Origin of the sequence: Aureimonas sp. AU12, assembly GCF_001463705.1 — a bacterium.
Lineage (GTDB): Bacteria > Pseudomonadota > Alphaproteobacteria > Rhizobiales > Rhizobiaceae > Aureimonas.
This window is the reverse complement of record NZ_BBWH01000043.1, coordinates 1-16,034: the sequence shown is the minus strand read 5'-3', so window position 1 is coordinate 16,034 and position 16,034 is coordinate 1. Positions and strand designations below refer to the sequence as shown.

The following is a 16,034-nucleotide window of genomic DNA, read 5'->3' as shown; positions in this document are numbered from 1 at the left end:
ATGCGTTTCAACGCGCCTGCGGCCTTTTCGGCCTGGGGCTTTGGACCCATGGTGAACGGGATGGGACTGTCGGCCTGCCGACCCCGCCTGCACCGGCACGAAGCGTCAGCCGCCGTGGCGCTCCCACATCTCGAAGCGGCAATCGGCACTGTCGGACGGGCCTTTGGGCACGGGAGCACTGGAAACGCACGAAAAACCCGAGCCGGCGATCTCGGGAAACAGTGTATCCCCCAGCGGTTCGGCCTCGACGACTGTCATCGCGATCCGGTCGGTAACCGCCAAAAACTGCCGGTAGATCTCGGCGCCGCCGGCAATCACGATTTCGTTCGAACCGCGAGCTTTCGCCGCTTCCGCAGCGAGTTGGAGCGCTTCCTCGACGCTGCCCGCCAGAATCGCCCCGTCGAAGGGCAACGAGGCGGCGCGGGTCAGGACGATCGTATCGCGGCCGTCGAGCACGCGGCCGATCGCCTCCAGTGTCTTGCGCCCCATGATCATCGGCCGGCCCATCGTCAGCTGGCGATAGCGCTTGAGGTCCGACGGCAGATGCCAGGGCATCGCACCGTCCAGTCCGATCACCCGGTTGCGGGCCGCCGCGACCACCGCGACGACGGGAAGCCCGATCTCCATGCTCAAACTGCCACCTGCGCCTTGATATGCTCGTGTGCCTCGTAACCCTCGATCGCGATGTCGTCGTAGGTGAAGGCAAAGAGGTCGGTCACGGCCGGATTCAGTTTCAGCCTCGGCAGCGACAGCGGCTCGCGCGTCAACTGCAGGCGCGCCTGCTCGAAATGGTTGGCGTAGAGATGGGCATCGCCGAGCGTATGGACGAAATCGCCGGGCTCCAGCCCCGTCGCCTGCGCCACCATCACTGTGAGCAGCGCGTAGGACGCGATGTTGAAGGGAACGCCGAGGAAGATGTCGCCGGAGCGCTGGTAGAGCTGGCAAGAGAGCCGCCCGTTCGCGACGTAGAACTGGAAGAGGCAGTGGCACGGCGGCAGCGCCATCTCGTCCACGAGCGCGGGGTTCCATGCCGAGACGACGAGACGGCGCGAGTTGGGATTGGTGCGGATGGCGTCGACCACGTTGGCGATCTGGTCGATGTGCCCGCCCACATAGTCGGGCCAGGAGCGCCACTGCGACCCGTAGACCGGCCCCAGATCGCCGTTCGCATCGGCCCACTCGTCCCAGATCCGCACGCCGTTCATCTTCAGGTAGGCGATGTTGGTGTCGCCGCGCAGGAACCACAGAAGTTCGTGGACGATCGCCCGCGTGAACAGCCGCTTGGTGGTCAGCAGGGGAAAACCCTCGCGCAGGTCGAACCGCATCTGATGGCCGAAGATGGAGCGGGTGCCCGTACCGGTCCGGTCACCCCGGTCGGTACCATGGTCGAGGACCCGTTCGAGAAGGTCGAGATAGGGACGCATGACGGCTCCGGGTCGGCAACGGGTGGCAGGGCATTCGCAGCACGAGGCGGCGTCGAACCGGCGCGATAGATTCCTGACGCGGATGGCGCTGTCGAGTCCCGAACGGGTGCTCCCCTTTCGCCAAGCTGGCAGGAGCCGGAAAAGACGAGCGATTCGGCCTTTCCCCGGCGAACCCAAGTGCCTATATTCCGCATGTCGGGGTTCGCCTCGACTATGGCAATAAACTGCCGGTGCAATAAACCTTTCGGACCCGGGGGCGGTACCCGGCGCCTCCACCTGAGCCCACCGTCGATGGGTTGAGGCGGGGGCGAAATAGGATCGACGAGGGCGTAAAGATCGGACTTTTGCTCGGCATGGTACCACCGTCATCGGGCTGTTAAAGTAGTTGCAAACGACAACTATGCGGAAGTCCGTCTCGCCGCGTAAGCGGTGCGATAACTTCGAATCAAGCCCTGAGGGTTCGCACTCTTAGGCGGGGCCCGGAGGCGCCTGGCAACAGAAGCCTCCACCAGTTTTGTTCGGGCATGACGCCCGCCGCAGTCGCCGCGAATTCAGGACACCCGATGGGTCAGGATCTTATCCGTTACGATGTTCTGGCGCAGGATGCGCTGAGAGGGGTGATCCGCAAGGTTCTGAGCGAAGTCGTCAAGACGGGCCTCCCTGGCGATCACCACTTCTTCATCACCTTCCTGACCTCCGCACCCGGCGTGCGCCTGTCATCGCGCCTGCGCGAAAAGTATCCGGAGCTGATGACGATCGTCATCCAGCACCAGTACTGGGACCTGTCGGTGAACGACACGGTCTTCGAGGTCGGCCTCTCCTTCTCCGACATTCCCGAGCGGTTGCTGATCCCGTTCGCGGCCATCCGCGGCTTCTACGATCCGGCTGTGAATTTCGAGTTGGAGTTCGACGTGCGCGACATGGACGCCGCGAACTCGCAGGACGAAGATGCCCTGGCACCGACGGCCCTGACCTCGGTTCCCAGCGTGCCCGCACCTGTGGCGACCAAGCCTGCCGTGGCCAAGGCGTCGCCGAAGGCCGGTGCCGCCAAGGCGGCGAAAGAAAGCAAGGACACCAAGGTCGCCGCTGAAGAGCCGGCGGACGAGAAGGCGACCGCCGAGAAGAGTTCGGCCGACGTCGTTTCGCTCGACGCCTTCCGCAAGAAGACCTGACGCCGGCCTCGGGCGATGGCGGATGTCGTGAATCTTCGACAGGCTCGAAAGCGCATGCGTCGGAGCGAAGCCGAGGCTCAGGCAGCCAATAACCGCGTGACGCATGGTCGGTCGAAGCCCGATGTCGCATCCGCCAAGGCAGAGACGGCAGAGCGGGACCGCCTGCTCGATGGCGCGTATCGGTCGTCACCGCCTCTGTCGGACGATCCGCAATCGCGATGACCGTCAAGCGGTCGCTTTCCATTCAGGGCCATCGAACCTCGATCAGCGTCGAGGACGAGTTCTGGACGGGGCTGAAGGCGATCGCCGAGCGCCGAGACCAGCCTTTACCGGCCATCGTCGCCGAGATCGACGCCGGGCGTTCGGCTGACACAAACCTCTCCTCGGCGATCCGCCTCGCGGTGCTCCGCGATGTCAGCCGGCAGCAGGAGCCACCTGCACTCGCGCCGACAGCGCGCCACGCCTCCCCCCTGTTCTCGCACGTTTATCTCGGAACATCGGACTTTTCGGCCGCCTTCGCGTTCTGGTCGCCGCTCCTGGATGCCCTCGGCCACACGCCCCGCTTTCACGACGCCGACGCGGCGTGGGCGGGTTGGCAGCCTGTCGGCGCGGACCGCCCGCTCTTCCTCATCGGGCGACCCCATGACCGGGCACCGGCCATCGCGGGCAACGGCGTCATGGTGGCCTTCCTCGCAGCCGGTAGGCCGAGCGTCGATCGCGTCCACGCCATGGCGCTGGCGTCGGGCGGCGTCTGTGAGGGGCCGCCGGGACTACGACCGCATTACCATCCGCATTTCTACGGCGCCTATTTCCGCGATCTCGACGGCAACAAGGTCTGCGTCTGCTGTCACGACGCGCCCGCGGAAACTCGACCCGACGAACTGTCGTTGTGAACGACCTTGGAAACCGTCATCCACTTCGCGTCATCGATTGCCCGCGAGAAATCGGCCGTACCGGGCTCGGCGCCGAGGCAAACGCTCAGAATGCGTTGGGGTTGATCACGCCCGGCAGGCCGCCGAAGCCGGCCTTCGGCGGGGGCACGGCCGGGCTTGGAGATGCCGGACGGTCGAAGTCGAGCGAGCGATCAGCCGCCGCGGGCCGCTGGATGGGGGACGGCGTTTCGACGGCCGGCAAAGGTCCAGTCGTCCCCGATGACGGAGCCGGGTCAGGCAAGGTCCGCTGCATGATCACCATCGCCGCCTCTTCTGCCGCCTTGGCCTCCGCCGCAGCCTTTGCTGCGGCTGCGGCCTTCTCCAGTCGAACGCGCTCCGCCTCGATGGCGGCGAGGCGTTCGCGCTCGCCCGCTTCGCGCGCAGCCGTCTCGCGCGCGGCCGCCTCTCGTGCCGCGTCGGCTTCGCGCGCTTCTCGCTCCAAACGCAGCGTCTCGCGGACCTGCGAGCGCTCGCGATAGAGGCGTGCCTCGCGCCGCAGTCGGACGGTCTCGCGCAAATCCTCCTCCAGCGCTTCGACCCGCGCCTGTTCCCGCTGATAGGCGCGGGCCGCCAGATAGCTGGCGAGCGGCTCCGTGTTGGCGACCAGCGCGGGTGCCGCAAGCGTCCCCTCCAGGGCGTAGCCGATGGCGGGCGTCGGCGGATCGACCGTGTCGTCATTGGCCGGAAGGGCAAGATCCAGGCGCAGCGCGCCGGACAGTGTGCGGTCCGTCAGCCGCATCTGCGGCTCGCCCGTCAGCCGGGCGAGCCGCAAGTCGAGCGAAAGCGGCGCCAGCCTCAGCGTTCCCGCTCCGATCGTGAAGGGGGCGTCGACCGGCGGCAGGATCGCGACCGCATCGGCAGTGGTCTGAGCGACCCGCGATGCGACATCGGCGGGATCGATCCGGGCGCCGTCCTGATCCAACGCCGCAAGGATCGGGGCGAGGAGATCGGGACGCACACCGCGCAACCGGCCGTCCGCCAGTGTGAGCGTTCCGGTGCCGTCGAGCGAGGCCAGCAGGTCCGGTACGCTCTGCCCGCCGGCACGAAGCTGCGCCGTCGCGTTCGCCGTGCCGGCCAGGAGCGGAGCCGCCTCGTCGCCGAGCGCCACCGCGATCCCCTCGACCGTCGGCTTGGCGTCGAGACTGACGAAGCCGGCGACATTGCGGAACTCGCCACTGCCGGCGATGCGCCCGGACGAGAGCCGCCCTTCGAACCCGTCGATCCGCAAACTGTCGGGCGCGCCGGTCAGGTCGGCGCGCAGACCGGAGATCGGCAGGCCCCAGCCGTCGAACCGATCGGCGGCGAAGGCCAGACGGAACGGCCGGTCCGGCAGCAGTGCCGAGCGAAACGCGGGCGGCGTCTCCGCCGATCCGCCCTCGCTGTCGACGCCGGTCAGCAGCATCTCCAGCCATCGCGAGGAGAGGTCCGTGACATGCAGCGTCCCGCCCAACCGACCCTCGGTGCTCGCCGCGAGGTCGGCGAGGATCCGCGCGTCGGCGACGCTGCCCGCCAGCCCCGTCATCGACCACTGCCCCGGCCGCCATGCAAGGTCGCCCGCGACGGCAAGGGGCAGGCGCGAGAGATCCTGCCCGGCGGCGATCGACAGGGCGGTCATCCAGGGCGCGGCATCGTCGGACGTGACATCCAGACGCCCTTCGAAGGAGCCGAGCCCCTCGGCGCCGACACTCGCTCGCCCGGTCGCCGTGGCGGTGGAGCCCGGCGCTCCCGCCCGCAGCGAAACCGACATCGCTTCGCTCGGCGCCCCCGAGGCCGCGAGCGTCACGGTCAACGGTCCCGGAAGGTCGAAAGGCAGGACGGTCAGCCCGAACTGATCGAGCAGCACCGCAGGCGTCGCGGTCGCCAGCGTCACGTCGAGGCCGAAGCGGCCGTCGATCGACGCGGCGGCGAGCCCGTTCTCGACGGAAAGACGCAGGCCGAGGTCGGTACCGGCCGCGGTTCCCGCCAGATCGACCGCCAGCACGGGAACGCCGGCCCGGGTTTCGGAGGCCGCCGTGCCCCGCAGCGCGAGCGGACCCAGCGTCTGGGCGGTGCGCCGGAGCGAGGCGACAAGCGGACTGCCGGGGAGCTTGCCCTGCAGGAAGTCGATGAAGCGCTCCGGGTCCTCCGCCGCGATGTCGAGGCTGAGATCGGGGGTCGGCACCGCTCCGATGCCGGCAATGGTGCCTTCGAGATGGATGTCGGCGCCGGCAAACCCGGCGGCATCGAGGCTGCTGATGTCGAGCAGCCCGTCCGCCAAAGTGAAGTCGGTGGCCAGATGGGCGGCCTCGAAGCCGTCGTAGGTGAACGGATTGGCCTCGAACTGGACGTCCAGCCGCTCCCCCTCCGGCAGGGAGGCCGAGCCCGGCAGCAAAGCATGGGCGAGCGCCACGAAGGGATCGAGCGCCACGGCGTCGCCATGCAGGTCCACCGCCGTCACGCGGTCTTCCGGCCTCAGCGTCCGCACGACCGAGCCGTTGAGGATCCGGCCGCCGAGGTCGAGTTCGAGCGCGCGGAAGGCCTGCGTATCCGCACTCAGTTCCACCTCGGCCGAGAAGCCCGCCCGGTCGAGGCGGCCCAGCACCGGATCGACGCTCGCGCCTGCCCAGCGCAGGAGGGCCGCCGGCTGGCGGGCGGCCACGAGCAGCGTCCCCTTGAAGCCGGGCTCGCCGCGAACCGTGGCGATGCCCGACGCCTCAATGAGCGTGCGACCGGGAAGCTCGGCCGAAAGCCGCTCGATCGACCAGCCGGTCTGCGAGGGCGAGCCGGCGAAGCGAAGTTCGCGCAGCGTCGTGCCGCCCACCGTCGCCAGGGGCAGCGAGAGACTGACCCGGCCGGGAATGTAGATCGTTGGAATGCGGGCGAGCGCCGTTCGAACGCCCTCGATGCGCGCAGCCAGCGTTGCGGACGCACTGTCGTCGGCCTGCGAGGCGGAGGGCGCCACGGTGTCGAGATCAATTTCCTGCCCGTCCAGTCGCAGGTCGAAATGCGGAATGGTGCCCCAGTCGAGCGAGGCCGCGCCCGTCGCCAGATAGGGCGTGGTGCCCTCCCCGATCGCGGCGCGAAGGTCGCTCGCCTCGACCGTCGTGGAACTGATGCGCAACGCGCTTTCCAGCCGGAACGGCGGCAGGAGACGGGCAGGACCGGGCGCATCACTCTTCTCCGCGGCGGTTTCCAGCGGGCTGGTGACCAGCAGCTTGCCGTCGAGACTCGCGCCGCCCGGTCCCGCCTTCGCGAGGACCTCGACGGCGACGGCGATATCGGCACGCTCCGATTCGAGGCCGAGGCGCACCGGCCAGGCGCCGTCCGGCGTGCCGACGCCCGAGGACAGCGTGAAGCTCAACGGCTCGCCGTTGGCGAAGAGCGTTCCGGCACCATTGAAGGGTCCGCGCAGCGAGTTGGCCGAGACGTCCGCATCGATGTCGGTGAGCGTGATGCGCCGACCCGACCGGCGATCCTCCAGAACCGCGCTGCCGTTGCTGACCTCGATCTTTTCCAGGACAACCGCGGCATCGGGCGACTGGGCGCCAGCGCCGAGCGGCGAGCGCACGGTTCCGTCCGAGGCGATGGCGACGTTGAGACGCGGTGCGTCGATCTGCATGTCGAAGATGCGGATCTCGCCGGACAGATAGGGCGCGAGTTCCGCATCCATGCGAAAGCCCCGCATCGTCAGGACGGGATCGGCGGGATCGTCCCCCACCACGACATCGCCGAACGTGACGGAGGGAAACGGCAGGAGGCGAAGCGACGCGCGCCCGTTCACCACGACCTTCTGGCCGAGGATGCGGCCGGCCTCGGCTTCGAAGCTCGAGCGGTAGGCGGTCCAGTCGACGAAACGCGGCCCGACGAGCAGCGTCAGCAGGGCGAGCACGAGGAGGGAGCCGAGCGCGATGAAGATCTTCATGTCCTGCGGCCTCCTTTCCTCGGGTTCGATGGGCCGGGCGGGCGTCGAGCGTGCGGCCAGCCTCCAACCCCGGAATTGACCGGAGCGGGCCTCCCCTGTCGAGGGCGTTTCGCACGCAGGAAACGAAGTCTTGAGAATTGGTTAGCGCTCGGGTGGTCCGCCGGTGCCCCCGCGCCACATGACGGGCGGTATGCGGAGCCCGGACCGATCGCCTCGGCCGTCCTCCGCGTTCCCCTAGTGTTCTCCGCCGAATTCATTAAGTAGACGCTCATGAGCGATTCCAACGACCAGCCGCCCGCCGCAACGCCCCGGCCGAAGGGCGCCGGCATCGCCGCGCGCGCCCTCGCGGCGCGCGGCGGGCCGGTGGCGCAAGCCGATCCCGACTACCTGTCGGGTCTCAATCCCGAGCAGCGCGCCGCTGTCGAGACCACCGAGGGCCCGGTGCTCGTGCTGGCGGGCGCCGGCACCGGCAAGACGCGGGTTCTCACCACCCGCATCGCTCACATCCTCGCCACCCGTCGCGCCTACGCCTCGCAGATCCTAGCCGTGACCTTCACGAACAAGGCCGCGCGCGAGATGCGCAACCGCATCGGCCTTCTCGTCGGCGGCGAGGTCGAGGGCATGCCCTGGCTCGGTACGTTCCATTCGATCGGCGTGAAGATCCTGCGCCGTCACGCCGAACTCGTCGGCCTCAAGTCGAACTTCACGATCCTCGACACCGACGACCAGATCCGCCTCATCAAGCAGCTGATCCAGGCCGAGAACCTCGACGACAAACGCTGGCCGGCGCGCACCTTCGCCAACCTGATGGACGGATGGAAGAACCGTGGGCTGACGCCCGAACACATCCCAGAGGGCGACGCGCGCGCCTTCGCCAACGGCAAGGGTCGCGAGCTCTACCGCGCCTATCAGGCGCGGCTCATGAGCCTCAACGCCGCCGATTTCGGCGATCTGCTGCTGCATCCGATCGCGATCTTCCAGAACCACCCGGACATCCTCGCCGACTACCATCGCCGGTTTCGCTACATTCTCGTCGACGAGTATCAGGACACGAACGTCGCGCAGTATCTCTGGCTGCGGCTGCTGGCGCAGAAGTCGGCGGCGCGCGTGGCCGAGGGCATCGAGACGGTGAACGTCTGCTGCGTCGGCGACGACGACCAGTCGATCTACGGCTGGCGCGGCGCCGAAGTCGACAACATCCTGCGCTTCGACAAGGACTTCCCCGGCGCGACCGTCATTCGCCTGGAGCGGAACTACCGCTCGACGGCCCACATTCTGGGCGCTGCCGCCAACCTCATCGCCCACAACGAGGACCGCCTCGGCAAGACGCTCTTCACCGACTTCCACGACCCGGAGCACGAGAAGGTCACGGTCAATGCCGGGTGGGACTCGGAGGAGGAAGCGCGCGCCATCGGCGAGGAGATCGAGCAGCTTCAGCGCAAGAGCCACAAGCTCAACGACATGGCGATTCTCGTGCGCGCCTCGTTCCAGATGCGCGAGTTCGAAGACCGCTTCGTCACGCTCGGACTGAACTACCGCGTCATCGGCGGCCCTCGCTTCTACGAGCGGCAGGAGATCCGCGACGCCCTCGCCTATTTCCGCTGCGTCTGCCAGCCCGCCGACGATCTCGCTTTCGAGCGCATCGTCAACACGCCGAAGCGGGGCCTTGGCGACGCCGCGCTGAAGCTGCTGCACGAGTACGCCCGCGCCAAGGCGATGCCGCTGATCGAGGCCGCAGGCGATCTCGTTCAAGGCGACGAACTGAAGCCGCGCCCGCGCGCCGCGCTGGCCGAGGTCGTTCGCAACTTCGCGCGCTGGTCGAGCCTTCTGGCGACCATGCGGCATACCGATCTCGGGGAGATGATCCTCGACGAGTCCGGCTACACCGAGATGTGGCAGGCCGACCGGTCGGCCGAGGCGCCCGGCCGTCTCGAAAACCTCAAGGAACTCATCCGCTCGATGGACGACTACGAGAGCCTTCCCGGCTTTCTCGAGCACATCGCCCTCGTGATGGACGCCGAACAGAACGCCGAGACGGACGCCGTGTCGATCATGACGCTGCATTCGGCCAAGGGTCTGGAGTTCGAGACCGTGTTCCTGCCGGGCTGGGAGGAAGGGTTGTTTCCGCACCAGCGTTCGCTCGACGAAGGCGGTCGGTCCGGTCTCGAGGAGGAGCGCCGCTTGGCCTATGTCGGCATCACCCGCGGCAAGAAGCGCGTGAAGATCTGGTTCGTCTCGAACCGCCGCATCCACGGCATGTGGCAGTCGACCATCCCGTCCCGTTTCCTCGACGAGCTGCCGGAAGACCATGTCGACGTGATGGAGCCTTCGACCTCCTACGGCGGCTATGGCGCCGGTGGCATGGGCGGATACGGCGCGTCGCGCTGGGACCAGAACGCCTTCTCGGCCTCGTCCTACCAGACGCCGGGCTGGCGCCGGGCGCAGGCGGCGGGCGGCGGCGGCTCGACCTATGCCGGTGGGCGCGGGCAGAAGATCAGCTACGGCGAGGGCGGCGCGACCGCCGAGGATCCCAAGACCCGCACGGCGTCGAAGGCCGACAAGTACATATCGCGCGATGGCGCCCCCGTGGATCACGGCGGGGTCGAGGAGCCGGCTGCGGTGTTCGATCGCTCGGGCTTTGCGGGCCGCTTGACCGACCCGCTCTCGGCCAATCGCTCACGCGGCTCGAACGCGCCGGCGCGCAAAGGCGGCGGGCTCTACTCGTCGGCCCGGGCCGGCGGTCCGCGCGACATTGAGGGAACGCTCGTCGCCAAGTCGGTCGCCGAGGAGGAAAGCCGCTTTTCCGTTGGGGACCGGGTCTTTCACCTGAAATTCGGCAACGGCACGGTCGCCTCGATCGAGGGCAACAAGCTGACCGTCGATTTCGACCGGGCTGGTCAGAAGCGGGTCCTCGACGGGTTCGTCGACGCCATCTGACATCGACGGTCGAAGGACGGAGCGGCCTCGATGAGGCCGCTCAGCCGACGGTGGAGAGCAACTCGTGGACACGGCGCAGATAGGCCTCCAACTGACGGCCCTTCGTTTCCGCCTCGACCGCGCGCTGTTCGGCGCGCTTCTCTCGCATGTTGGCCTCCCACTCGTGATACTCGGCATCGCGCATCGCGGACTCGGCCGTGGTGATCCGCTCTTCGGATTGCTTCAGACGATCTTCCAGCGACTGGATGTGGGCCCGCAGCCGCTGCTGGTCTTCCCCGGCGCGATCCGAAAGCGCCCGCGTCTGCTTCTCGAGTTGAACGAAGCGCTTCTCGTACGCCTTGATGGTGGCGGCGGCCCGCTCGACCATTGTCAGCGTCTTGGTCCAGTCGGCACTGCCGACCTCCGCCGGCAGTCCCGGCATCGGCGAGAGCGCGACGGGTCGGTTCTCCTGCTCGTCCATCTCGACGTCCTCGTGGACGCTGCGCATCGAGGTCAGGCTTTCGCCGCCGCGAAACATCTCGCCGAGTTCCGCGAGCGACCCTTCGAAGAGCGAAGGGCGTTGCGCCATGGAGTCGCCGTCGTCCGTCGGTTGGAGATCGTGATCGTGATCGTGCCGCAGGGCGCTCATGCAGGCTCCTCGCTCAGTCCTCCGTTGGCGAAGGCGGCACGCAGTTCGGCTTCGGCGCTGTCCTCACCGGCGAGAACGCGGCTGAAATTGCCGACGATTGCGTCGTGCATCTTGGCAAGCCAGACTTCGGCCTCGGCCGCGCGGGACTCGGCGGCGCGTGCCCGCGCTTCGGTCTCGGCCAGGCGCAGCTCGGTCTCGTCCAGCTGTTCCTGAAGCGTACGGATGTCCTCGCTGGCCCGCTCGGCGTCGAGGCGGTGCTCGATCTCCATCTCCGTCGCGCGCTCGTCGCGGATGCGGATCGCTTCGCTGGCCTCGCGTACGAGTTCAAGCGCGGCAGACCAGTCCCGCTTGGCGGTTTCCACGGGCGCCACCATCACGAAGCCGGGTTCCGCGCGGCTGCTGTTGGCCGGATGATCCACCACGCTCTGGCGCAGACCCATCCCGATCTCCTCGCTCGCACCATTCGCCATTCTGCTCATTCCTTACGCCGCCTTTCGAGAGACCATGCCGCCGCAGCTCTCAGTCGTTCTTGTCGGGAGCCGCAAACGGCCTGACATTGGAAGCGCGCTCTTCGCGCACCGTCTCGTAATCCGCCTCGCCGTGCGAGGGGGCATCTCCGTGGCGCGAGCGCGTCGCACGCTTCAGCGTCTCGTTCTGCCGCTGCAGCGCCGCCCGGCTCTCGCGGGCGATGTCGAGGGCGCCCTGAGCAAGAGTGCGCTCGGCCTTCTCGTTCTGCAACTCCTCGATGAGGCGGCGGTTGGTCGCCTCGAGCGCCAGGCGATCCTGCTCGAAGCGCAGCGTCAGCGCCTCGACGCGGTCGGACAGGTTGTTGGCCCGCGTCGTCACGCTTTCCAGTGACGCATCCTTGGCGGCCAGCGCCTTGACCAGCATGTCGCAGCGGCTTTCGAGATCGCCGCGCCCCTTCTGCGATTCCTGCAGATGCGCCGCGAGCCGCGCGGTTTCCGTCTTCATGCTCTCGATACGACGTTCGAAGGTCGAGCGTTCCGCGATGGCTTCCTTGTTCGCACGTTCGGCCGACCGCATGGTCTCCTCGCGCTCGCGAAGCTGGTTGCGGACCTGCGCGAGAATCTGGTCCGTCGCCGCCAGACGCGCCGTCAGCGCCTCGACCCGCATCACCGAACTCGACCGCTCGGTCTTGAGGGCGCCGAGATCGATCTCGTGCTGGGCCACGGCCTTCTGGCGGGCTGACTGCTCGTGGGCGACCTGCGCCTCCAGCGTCGCGATCGTCTGCAGGTGGATGTCCACCTGCTGATCGAGATCCTCGGACCGCGCCGACAGGGCGACGATCTCCGCCGAGTGCTCCTCGGCCATCGCCTGAAGGCGGCGATTCTCGCCGTCGAGCAGATGGCGCTGCTCGCCGATCTCGCCCAGCATGCGCTCGGCCTCGCTCAGCGCCTGGTCGGAGATCTGCGCTTCCGCCCGCAGGGTCTTCACCTCGAGCGCGAGCGACTGGTTCTGCTCGACTTCGGCCAAGAGCTGGCGTTCGAGGGCATTGGCGTGCGTGGACTTCTCGCGCAGCGTCAGGCGCTGCTCGTCGAAGGCGGTCTCCTGCTCGCGCATCAGGGTCTCGAGGCGAGCGGTCCGGGCGGTCGAGGTCGAAAGATCGCTCGCCGCCGCCGAGTAACGTCCGAGCAGGCTGTCCACCTCGCGGCGCAGCGCCTGTCCGGTGTCCATCTCCTGCGCTAGAATGGCTTCGAGTTCGAGGATGCGCCCCTTGGCTTTCGGCAACTCTTCGGCGATCGCCTCGATGGGATCGATCAGCATCGAGAAGTCGTCGGTCAGGGTCCGCAGCTCACCCAGGCGCTCGGACATCTCGGTGATGCGCACGCGCAGCATCTCGTTGCGCTGGCCGATGCCGTCGAGGGGGGCGTTGCGGCCCGGTCTCGGTTGCGCCGGCGTCTCGACCGGAACGGCGGACGTCAATTCGCGCTCGCCGGTCGGAGGCGTCACGCGGCCCTGCTCGCGCCTGAAAAAGAACGACAACGGCGAGCTCATGGATGCCCCGACCCTTCGACAAACAATGACTCCGACCCTCGTCTTGCCGCCGATCGAAGACCACTGCAACACAGTTTACCCAATTTAAACCAAGTTTTCGGAAAGGCGACTTTTCGGATACAGGATTTGATTCGGAAACGGCGTGTCTCAGCCGCCAGAAAGCATGGCGAGATCAATAGCCGCGACGCCGTCTGCACGGCTTCGTGATCGGTATTCGTCAGCTTCCCTTGCTGCTTATCCTTCCGTTCAGGAACCGTTCATCCGCTGGAAGGCTTTCTGCAGCGAGAGAAGTTTTCATCGGAGAATGCAGATGCGTATTCCCAAGATCATCGGCGGCAAGCTGGTCGTGATCGCCTTGGCGCTCACCATGCTGCCGGCAGCCTTGCCGACGACCACGCCGCTCGTCGGCGTCTCCAGCGCCAAGGCCGATCCGTTCTACCGGGGGGGCGGTGGTCACTACGGCGGTGGCTATGGCCCACGCTCCTATGGACGGGGCCATTACGGCGGGCACCGCTACTATGGTGGCCCGCGTTACTACGGCGGTGGCCGCGACTATTACCGCCATCGCGGCAACCGCGGTGGGTCGGCTCTGGCCGGTGCGATCGTCGGTCTCGGCGTCGGCGCCGCCATCGCCAGCGCGGCGCAGCCTCGCTACTACGACGCCCCACGCTATGCGCCGCGTTATGCGGCTCCCGCTTATGCCGCCCGCCCCTGGACCCGCGATTGGTATCGCTACTGCGCCGCCCGCTACCGGTCGTTCGATCCAGGCTCCGGAACGTTTCAGCCGTACAACGGCCCGCGCCAGCTCTGCCGCTGAGCCAGTCTCGTTAACGCAAAGGCCACGCCATCCGGCGTGGCCTTTGCCATGAGAGGAACCGAACGAACGATTTCCTCTTTCTCCTTCGAACCATTTGCGAAGGGGAAGGCAATGCACGATCGCCGGAAGAAACTGGGGCTGGCGACGGTCGCCTTCTGCCTGACCGCCATCGGTTTCCAGCAAACAGCCTCAGCCGGTGAGTATATCGGCCTCGATCCCTACAACCGGCCGATTTTCGCCGATCCCGGCCCCTTCCCGGTCGTCCCCAGTCGCGTCACCGGCCCTCACTACCGGCGTACGGTCGGGCAGTTCGGCGGCCCTGGCGTCGCCGGTCCGCTCTACTATGCCGAACCCGCGCCGCCGGTTTCCGGCTTCTATCGCCCCGATCCGCATGTCGCCGCCGGCGCGATCCTCGCCTTCGACAGCGACAGCGCGTTCGCCAAGGCCGAACGGGCTGAGGATAGGATCGCCAAGGGCTGGTCGCGCCCGGCCCCGTTCTCGGGTGAATGGTATCGCGACTGCGCAGCCCGCTATCGGTCCTTCGACCACGACAGCGGCACGTTCCAGCCGAACAACGGACCGCGTCGGCTCTGCCGCTAGCCCCAATCGGGGTTTGGATCCGTCAGAGGCGTTCCGTCGCCGCTTCGAGCCAGCCGCGGTCGTCCTCGTCGAGACGCGGCCCGATCTTGTCGCGAACGGACGCGTGATAGGCGTCGATCCACTCGATCTCCTCTGGCGAGAGGAGATCGACATCGATCAGGCGCCGATCGATCGGCGCGAAGGTTAGCGTCTCAAAGGCGTGCATCGGCAGATTGCCGCCATCGACCGCAACGGCATCCAGCGTCAGCAGCAGATTCTCGATACGGATGCCGAAGCGCCCTTCGGCATAGTATCCCGGCTCGTTCGACAGAATCATGCCGCTCTCCAGCACCGCCATGCCGCGGCGCGAGATCGACTGCGGCCCCTCATGGACGGCGAGAAAGGACCCGACGCCGTGCCCGGTGCCGTGGGCATAGTCGCAGCCTGCTTTCCAGAGCGCGATCCGGGCTAGCGGGTCGAGATCGAGGCCGCGCGTGCCCTTCGGGAAGCGTGCCGTCGAGATCGCGATCATGCCCTTCAGCACGAGGGTGAACTTGCGGCGCATCTCCGGCGAGGCGATGCCGATCGCGACCGTGCGGGTGATGTCGGTGGTGCCGTCCTCATACTGGCCGCCGGAGTCGATGAGGAACAACTCGCCCCCATTGAGAGTGCGGTTCGACTGGCGGTTCACCCGGTAGTGCGGCAGCGCCGCGTTCGGCCCCGATCCGGAGATCGTGTCGAAGGAGATATCACGCAGTGGCATGCCGTCCGCTTCGCCGACGCGAATGCGGATCGCCTCGAGCGTCTCGGCCGCATCGATCTCCGTGATCGTGCCGGGCGCCTGCCGGTCGAGCCAGGCCAGGAACGACGCGATCGCCGCACCGTCGCGCAAGTGTGCCCGGCGGCTGCCTTCGATCTCGGTCTCGTTCTTGCGGGCGCGCGGAAGCCGGGCGGGATCGCCCTTCTCGACGACGCTTCCGCCCGCCTCGATCACGATCTCGCGGAGACGATCGGCTGCCAGCACGGGGTCGAGCATGATCCTGGCATTTCGGGCGAGTCCGGCCAACGCCGGCTCGAAGCGATCGGGCGATTCCAGATCGGCGATGGAGCGCAAGGTCGCCTCCGTCTCTTCGTCCAGCTTATCCGGATCGATGAACAGCCGGGGACGCGCGGCGGCCGGCAGGATTGCGAAGGAGAGTGGCAGCGGCGTGTGCGGCACGTCGGAGCCGCGGATGTTGAAGACCCAGGCGATCGACGAGGGGTCCGTGAGCACCACGGCATCCGCGCCGGCTTCCAGCAGGCCGGCCTGCAGGTCGGCGATCTTCTCGGCCGCCGCCCGTCCGGCGACGGCGGCGGGATGGGCGCGCACCGCGCCCTTCGGCGGCAAGGGGCGATCCTGCCAGACGCGATCGAGCGGATTGGCCTTGAGCGGCACGAGTTCGCCGCCGATCTCCGCCATCGCCTTGCCAAGCGAGGCGACCTCGCCGATCGTATGCAGCCAAGGATCGATGCCGATCCGCAGGCCCTTGGCATGGGTCTTCAGGTAGTCGGCGAGCGGCGTGTCGATCGAGCTTTCGGGCACGAAGGCCACAGCGTCGACCTGCTCGCGCACCTGCACCGTGTAGCGC

Annotated in this window: 13 protein-coding genes and 1 other RNA gene; 7 read left to right on the top strand and 7 right to left on the bottom strand. The window is 67.6% G+C overall.

Annotated features, from left to right (window positions below; genetic code table 11):
- Positions 1-105: 105 nt before the first annotated feature.
- A complete protein-coding gene (locus AUL33_RS16895) occupies positions 106-600 on the bottom strand; it encodes a dihydrofolate reductase (RefSeq protein ID WP_244492308.1) in 495 nt (164 codons plus the stop codon).
- Positions 601-629: 29 nt separating this feature from the next.
- Positions 630-1,424: a thymidylate synthase gene (locus tag AUL33_RS16890; protein ID WP_062210878.1), complete on the bottom strand. Its 795-nt coding sequence runs from the start codon at positions 1,422-1,424 to the stop codon at positions 630-632.
- Between the two features lie 155 nt (positions 1,425-1,579).
- Between AUL33_RS16890 and ssrA the strand changes: the two genes are divergently transcribed.
- The 4 genes from ssrA to AUL33_RS21720 all read left to right on the top strand — a co-directional run bounded on the left by ssrA (position 1,580) and on the right by AUL33_RS21720 (position 3,489).
- Positions 1,580-1,934, top strand: a transfer-messenger RNA (tmRNA) gene (gene ssrA, locus AUL33_RS16885).
- Between the two features lie 53 nt (positions 1,935-1,987).
- Complete coding sequence (locus AUL33_RS16880) at positions 1,988-2,596, top strand: SspB family protein (protein WP_062210875.1); 609 nt, start codon at positions 1,988-1,990, stop codon at positions 2,594-2,596.
- A gap of 15 nt (positions 2,597-2,611) precedes the next feature.
- Complete coding sequence (locus AUL33_RS21725; protein WP_082652689.1) at positions 2,612-2,818, top strand: DUF4169 family protein; 207 nt, start codon at positions 2,612-2,614, stop codon at positions 2,816-2,818.
- On the top strand, positions 2,815-3,489 hold the full coding sequence (locus AUL33_RS21720) for a ribbon-helix-helix domain-containing protein (RefSeq protein ID WP_082652688.1): 675 nt from the start codon (positions 2,815-2,817) through the stop codon (positions 3,487-3,489). The genes AUL33_RS21725 and AUL33_RS21720 overlap by 4 nt, the downstream gene beginning before the upstream one ends.
- Before the next feature lie 85 nt (positions 3,490-3,574).
- Here the strand turns inward: AUL33_RS21720 and AUL33_RS16870 are convergent, their stop codons facing one another.
- Positions 3,575-7,429, bottom strand: coding sequence for an AsmA family protein (locus AUL33_RS16870; RefSeq protein ID WP_062210871.1), 3,855 nt, complete (start codon positions 7,427-7,429; stop codon positions 3,575-3,577).
- Between the two features lie 270 nt (positions 7,430-7,699).
- Here AUL33_RS16870 and AUL33_RS16865 point away from each other — a divergent pair, with 270 nt between their 5' ends.
- Positions 7,700-10,366, top strand: coding sequence for an ATP-dependent helicase (locus AUL33_RS16865; RefSeq protein ID WP_062210868.1), 2,667 nt, complete (start codon positions 7,700-7,702; stop codon positions 10,364-10,366).
- A gap of 40 nt (positions 10,367-10,406) precedes the next feature.
- Here the strand turns inward: AUL33_RS16865 and AUL33_RS16860 are convergent, their stop codons facing one another.
- The 3 genes from AUL33_RS16860 to AUL33_RS16850 all read right to left on the bottom strand — a co-directional run bounded on the left by AUL33_RS16860 (position 10,407) and on the right by AUL33_RS16850 (position 12,965).
- The gene (locus tag AUL33_RS16860; protein ID WP_062210865.1) at positions 10,407-10,994 is read right to left on the bottom strand and encodes a hypothetical protein; all 588 of its coding nucleotides are present in this window, start codon (positions 10,992-10,994) and stop codon (positions 10,407-10,409) included.
- Positions 10,991-11,434, bottom strand: coding sequence for a hypothetical protein (locus AUL33_RS16855; RefSeq protein ID WP_156419462.1), 444 nt, complete (start codon positions 11,432-11,434; stop codon positions 10,991-10,993). The genes AUL33_RS16860 and AUL33_RS16855 overlap by 4 nt, the downstream gene beginning before the upstream one ends.
- A 79-nt stretch (positions 11,435-11,513) precedes the next feature.
- Positions 11,514-12,965, bottom strand: coding sequence for a chromosome partitioning protein ParA (locus AUL33_RS16850; RefSeq protein ID WP_156419461.1), 1,452 nt, complete (start codon positions 12,963-12,965; stop codon positions 11,514-11,516).
- Between the two features lie 355 nt (positions 12,966-13,320).
- Here AUL33_RS16850 and AUL33_RS16845 point away from each other — a divergent pair, with 355 nt between their 5' ends.
- Entirely contained in the window at positions 13,321-13,827 is a 507-nt protein-coding gene (locus tag AUL33_RS16845) for a BA14K family protein (protein WP_192843207.1), read from the top strand.
- 111 nt (positions 13,828-13,938) lie between these two features.
- Positions 13,939-14,427, top strand: coding sequence for a BA14K family protein (locus AUL33_RS16840; RefSeq protein WP_062210852.1), 489 nt, complete (start codon positions 13,939-13,941; stop codon positions 14,425-14,427).
- A 22-nt stretch (positions 14,428-14,449) separates the two neighbouring features.
- On the opposite strand, the gene AUL33_RS16835 is transcribed toward AUL33_RS16840, so the two are convergent.
- A partial coding sequence (locus AUL33_RS16835; protein ID WP_062210849.1) for an aminopeptidase family protein P occupies positions 14,450-16,034 on the bottom strand: 1,585 nt, incomplete at its 5' end.

Bases quoted from the DNA above. Each gene is read 5' to 3' on its own strand.
- AUL33_RS16890 (WP_062210878.1), bottom strand. From the start codon at position 1,424: ATGCGTCCCTATCTCGACCTTCTCGAACGGGTCCTCGACCATGGTACC.
- AUL33_RS16880 (WP_062210875.1), top strand. From the start codon at position 1,988: ATGGGTCAGGATCTTATCCGTTACGATGTTCTGGCGCAGGATGCGCTG.
- AUL33_RS21725 (WP_082652689.1), top strand. From the start codon at position 2,612: ATGGCGGATGTCGTGAATCTTCGACAGGCTCGAAAGCGCATGCGTCGG.
- AUL33_RS21720 (WP_082652688.1), top strand. From the start codon at position 2,815: ATGACCGTCAAGCGGTCGCTTTCCATTCAGGGCCATCGAACCTCGATC.
- AUL33_RS16870 (WP_062210871.1), bottom strand. From the start codon at position 7,429: ATGAAGATCTTCATCGCGCTCGGCTCCCTCCTCGTGCTCGCCCTGCTG.
- AUL33_RS16865 (WP_062210868.1), top strand. From the start codon at position 7,700: ATGAGCGATTCCAACGACCAGCCGCCCGCCGCAACGCCCCGGCCGAAG.
- AUL33_RS16860 (WP_062210865.1), bottom strand. From the start codon at position 10,994: ATGAGCGCCCTGCGGCACGATCACGATCACGATCTCCAACCGACGGAC.
- AUL33_RS16855 (WP_156419462.1), bottom strand. From the start codon at position 11,434: ATGGGTCTGCGCCAGAGCGTGGTGGATCATCCGGCCAACAGCAGCCGC.
- AUL33_RS16845 (WP_192843207.1), top strand. From the start codon at position 13,321: ATGCGTATTCCCAAGATCATCGGCGGCAAGCTGGTCGTGATCGCCTTG.
- AUL33_RS16840 (WP_062210852.1), top strand. From the start codon at position 13,939: ATGCACGATCGCCGGAAGAAACTGGGGCTGGCGACGGTCGCCTTCTGC.